This is a genomic window from Tahibacter caeni (genome assembly GCF_024609805.1).
In the GTDB taxonomy this organism is placed as follows: domain Bacteria; phylum Pseudomonadota; class Gammaproteobacteria; order Xanthomonadales; family Rhodanobacteraceae; genus Tahibacter; species Tahibacter caeni.
In genome coordinates, this window is the sequence record NZ_JANFVR010000348.1 from 1 (window position 1) to 4,800 (window position 4,800).

The following is a 4,800-nucleotide window of genomic DNA, read 5'->3' on the forward strand; positions in this document are numbered from 1 at the left end:
GGGTTATGCGTCATTAGTTCTGGGGGGCCGCGGTTGGGCGCCCCCGCGGCCTGTGGGTCGGGATGGGCGCGGCGAATCCCGGTGTTACGGTTTGCGGGAATGGGGAATCGGTTTCGGTTCCTGTTACCGGCGCGTCGACGATGTCTTCCAGCCTCGCGCGTATCCGGGCGCGCTAGGCCTTCGTCTTCCGGCCCCGGTCAGAACTCCAGGCCGTCCGCGAACAGGCTGTCGCCCTTGAGCCGCGCGATCGTGTAGTCGAAGTCGCGGACGCCGTTCGGCAGATTCTGCGCCCAGAGCCGCGCGCCGGCGAGCAGGATGCGGCCGTGGTCCAGGGTCAGGCCGCCGGCCTCGTGGTTGGTCGGCTGGCCGCTGCCGGCGTTCGGGTAGGCGATCAGCGCGATCGACGAGCTGCCGCCGCCGAGGCCGGAGCTGAACTCGGTGTCGGGCTGGCCGTTGGCCGACAGCTGCACCACCCATTGCACCCGGCCCGGATCCGCATTCAGCGGCGACGTCGCCGTCGTGCCGGCGATCAGGATGCGCCCGTCGCTGCGCACGCTGATGTCGGTCAGCAACAGGTCCGGCAGGATGCTGTTATAGACGTTGAAGCCGCTGCCGAATCCGCCGACGTAGCTGCCGCTGCCGTTGATGCGCGTGACCAGGTAATTGTTGCTGAGGTTGCCCGACACGGTGCGTTCCACCTCGCCGGCGACGAGGATGTTGCCGTCGGGTGTCGCGGCCAGCGCGCGCGCGCGGTCCTGGTTGTCGCCGCCGAGGTTGTAGCCGATCGTGCGCAGGCCCTGGGTGCGCTGGGTGCCGGCGCAGGCCGTCGTGTTCGGGCAGAACGTGGTGTCTTCCGAGCCGTTCAGCGCGCTGATCTTCGCGATCGCGAAGTCGTTGCCGGCTTCGTCGGCCGCGTAGCCGGCGACGTAGAGCCAGTTGCCCTGCAGCAGCAGCGCCTCGGCGCCGTCGACGTCGCCGCCGGGATTGCTCGCGTCGATGTCGAACGCGATCTCGGTGCGTCCGTTGCCGCTGAACGTGCTCAGCGGCGCTGCGTCGGGCGACGCGAGCTTCATGACGAGGAAGTCGTAGTCGGTCGCGCTGAGCTGCACCTGGCCTGCCAGGTAGATCTGGCCGGCGCCGTCGACGACCACGGCGCTGGCGGTGTCGGTGCCGTCGGCGACAGTGTCGACCGGCAGCCGGCGGCAGCCGTCCGGCGCGATGTTGGTGTCGGGAAAACCGTCGAGGTTGTAGCGGCAGACCACGGGGTCGTAGTCGAGCAGGGCGCCGCCGGGCTTGCGGCCGTAGCCGGCCACGACGATGCGGTCGACCGGATCGAGTGCGACGCCGGTGACGGCTTCCAGCGGCGCGCTGCGCGCGATCTTGCCGCTGACGCCGAACGTGGCGTCCAGCGAACCGTCGGGCTTGAATGCCGCGATGCCGACCGCGCCCGCATCGACGTAGCCGACGGCGAGGTAGCGGCCGTTGCGCGGGTCGACGATGACGCGCCGCGCGAAATCGCCCTTGGCCGTGGTCACGTCATAGGCCAGGGTCTGCAGGCCGTCGCCGCTGAAGCGCGGATCGGTGTCGCCTTCCCGGGCGGCCGCGGCGGCGGCGGCCGTGGCCAGCAGTGCCGCTGCAAGACAGCGAAGTGGTTGCATGATCTCCTCCCCTCTGCGACGGCGCAGCGCCGTCTGCCGGGGGAAGGGATACGAGAAACCGGCCGGAGTCGTGACATCGGCGCGGGCCGGTCCCGCGGCTACGGGACCGAGGCCGCGCGCGTTTTCTCCGGCGGCAGTCGCTGCGGCGCGGCTTCGTCCCGGCTTCGTCCCGGGGTTGCGCGTGATAGGTACCGCTCAGCTTCCTCGGTCGTCGAAGATCCGGTCGGACGGCAGCGACGCTTCCCAGACCCCTCGATCGCTGGAAAGGATCAGCCGGCGCCGATCGTCGGGATGCTGGCGCAGCCGATGGATCCGCCGCAGCGGCAGGTTGGCGTCCAGCGCCGTCCAGCTCGCGCCGCCGTCCTCGCTGCGCCATACGCAGCCGGGACGCTGGTCCGTCGCGTAACCCGCGGCATAGATCACGTCGGGAGCCGCAGTGTCGACCTGGAGTGCGAGTATTTTGCAGCCCGTCAGCGGCAGGCCCGCGGGCGACCAGCTCACGGCCTTGTCGGTCGATTTGAAGATCTGCGTCGCCTGGCCCGGCGCGTGCACGGCAGCCCAGAGCGTGCCGCCGCGCCGCGGATGCGTCGCGAGCGCCCAGACGTTGTAGTGCGTCGTCGCCGAGCCGGGTATCAGCGGCAGGCCGGCGCTGCGGTGCGCCCAGGTCGTGCCGCGGTTGTCACTGACGAAAACGCCGTTGGGCAGGGTCGGGTAGTAGGGGACCGCCGGGTCCTCGCTTTCCCAGTCGGCTACTGTCGAGACATAGAGCGTTTCGCTGCCGGCATCGAGGGCGATATCGAACGTGCGCCGGGTTTCGTAGCCTGTCGCGGTCATGGCGCCGCGCGGCAGCGCGCTGCCGACGCCGATCCACGACGCGCCGGCGTCGTCGCTGCGCAGCACACTCCAGGCCGCGCCGGCGGCGCTGAACGACGTCGCATACAGGCGCAGCAGCGGACCGCGCGTGCAGACGCCGTTGGGCGGCGGCGTCGCGCAGGAACGGGGATCGAGCAGGACTTTGTTGGTCGATGACATATCCGGCCCGCCGTTGCTGTGGGGCGGAAGTCCGCCGTCCAGTGACTGCCAGCTCTGGCCGCCGTCGGTGCTCTTGTAGATGCCGCTGTTGTAAGGACGAAGACGGCGCGTGCCGAGGCCGGCCGCGTAAAGGTGCGGGCTCGACGGCAGACCGGTCGTAGTCGGGTCGAACTGGATGTCGGTGATCAACTCGGCCGGGGGCGGAAACCCGTCGTTCCAGTTCGCCCCGCCGTCGCCGGTGCGCACGATACGCGAGCCCAAGGTCATTTCGTCGGCACGTCCGGCCAGCAAGAGGCCGCTGCCCGGAAGCACGACCAAACCCTGGGTGCGTATGCCTCTGAAGCCGCTGATGCTCGGCTGCCAGCGGCCTGAAGCGTCGTCGTAGGCGCGGATGCCGACGGACCACGCGTCGGCGAGGAAGCGGTAGCCGGCGCCGTCGCGCGTGCCGGCGAGCGTGCTGCTGTAGAAACCGGCCGGCCCGGCGCCGAGGCCGTCGATACACGGCGTGCTGCTGACGAATTCGTCGATGCTGAGACGGCAGGAGGTGGCTCCCTCATGGGTCATCCAGACCGGCGGCTGTCCCGGCAGGATCTCGAGCAGCGTCGGATAGCCTGCCTCGGTGCGGCTCTGCCAGCTCAGGCCGCCGTCGCTGCTGATGGCGACGTTGTTGCGGTAGATCGCTGCGATGCGCCCGTCGCCGAGGAACTGCAGCGAGCGCAGCGGGTGGTCGCCGAAGCCCAGCAGCCGCGTCCAGCTTTCGCCTCCGTTGCCGCTGCGCCAGATTTCCGTCGGCGAGGTCGCCGTGCTGCGCCGGCCGATCAGCACGGTGGCCGGATTGGCCGGATCGACGGCGATGGCCGTGACCTTGTCGAGCAGGGCTACCCGCGTGAAGCTCGCGCCGCCGTCGGTGCTGCGCTGCAGATACCCGTCCGGGCCGGCGAACAGCAGGCTGTCGCCGCTGCCGGGCACGTCGACCAGGTGCACGTAGGGCTGGTCGGGCGGAAAGCTGGTCGTGACCGTGTAGGCGCCGGGCGTCCAGTGCTCGGCCGAATCGTCGCTGCGCCAGAGGCGCCAGTCGTAGGTGATCAGATACAGACGCCCGGGATGGTAGCGGTCGACGATGACGGCGCGGGGCTTCGGAATGTCGTTGACCGGTACGACGTCGGCACCGAGCGAGCGCCAATGGCGGCCGGCATCTTCGCTGCGGAACAGCCCCGCGGCGCCGACCGCGTAGACGCGCCCGGCAACGAACGGATCGGCGAGCAGGAAGTGGACGGCACCGCCCTCGGGACCGAGCCCCTGCCAGGCCTGCGCGAACGCGGTGCCACTGACGCAGCCAATCAGCGTCGCCGCGACAGCGACGAGACGTCGGATCATGGTTTTCCCCTGGAGCCCTGTGCCAGGCGCCTTGCCGGCGCATCGTAGCCGAGCGCTGACAGCGAACCGATTGCCGGCAGGGCTCAAGTCCGGGGCGGTTCTGCCTGCGGAAGGACGCCACCGTGGCGCGGCGTTTGCGCAGCGCCACGGCGGCGGGGCCGCCGGAGCGCTGCAGATCGACAACCGAAGCGTCGCGCCGGCGGCGGCTGGGCCGACGGCGCTCTCAGCCCGCCGCGCGCCGCTCCACGCCGGCGTGGCGGCGCTGGAAGCGCTGCGCCTTGGCGGTGTTGCCGCAGGTGGCCATGTCGCACCAGCGCCGGCGGCCGCTCTTGGAGGTGTCGAGGAAGACCCAGCCGCAGTCGTGGCCGTCGCAGATGCGCAGGCGGGCGAATTCGGCCTGTTCGAGCAGCGCGATCGCGCGGATCGCCACGATGTGGGTGACGAGGTCCAGCTGCGACAGCTGCGGCGTCCAGCTGCGCTGGGCGCGGCCGTCGCTGCGGCGCAGCTGGGCGGCGGCGGCGGCGGCGGCATAGGCTGCGTGGATGCGCTGCAGGTCGGCGCCGGAGGGTGTGCGGCCGCGCAGCAGCGCGTACAGGGTCGCGCAGAGCGCTTCGCGCAATTGCTTCAGCCGGCCCAGCGCGGCGCGCGCCTTAGGCGGCGCGGCCGCGGCGAGCCGGCCCAGGGTGCTCAGGTCGCGCGCGGCGAACGCGCCGCTCGCGCGCGCCCACTGCAG

3 protein-coding genes are annotated in these 4,800 nt (G+C 71.1%); all 3 read right to left on the reverse strand.

Annotated elements, in window-relative coordinates; translation table 11 throughout:
- Window positions 1-197 precede the first annotated feature (197 nt).
- On the reverse strand, window positions 198-1,658 hold the full coding sequence (locus NON22_RS20460) for an NHL repeat-containing protein (protein WP_257388831.1): 1,461 nt from the start codon (window positions 1,656-1,658) through the stop codon (window positions 198-200).
- A 195-nt stretch (window positions 1,659-1,853) separates the two neighbouring features.
- On the reverse strand, window positions 1,854-4,067 hold the full coding sequence (locus tag NON22_RS20465) for a WD40/YVTN/BNR-like repeat-containing protein (protein WP_257388832.1): 2,214 nt from the start codon (window positions 4,065-4,067) through the stop codon (window positions 1,854-1,856).
- Window positions 4,068-4,290: 223 nt separating this feature from the next.
- On the reverse strand, window positions 4,291-4,800 hold a 510-nt coding region (locus NON22_RS20470; RefSeq protein ID WP_257388833.1), incomplete at its 5' end, for a CGNR zinc finger domain-containing protein.

Excerpts from the sequence above, each read along its gene's own strand:
- NON22_RS20460 (WP_257388831.1), bottom strand. The coding sequence starts at position 1,658 with ATGCAACCACTTCGCTGTCTTGCAGCGGCACTGCTGGCCACGGCCGCC.
- NON22_RS20465 (WP_257388832.1), bottom strand. The coding sequence starts at position 4,067 with ATGATCCGACGTCTCGTCGCTGTCGCGGCGACGCTGATTGGCTGCGTC.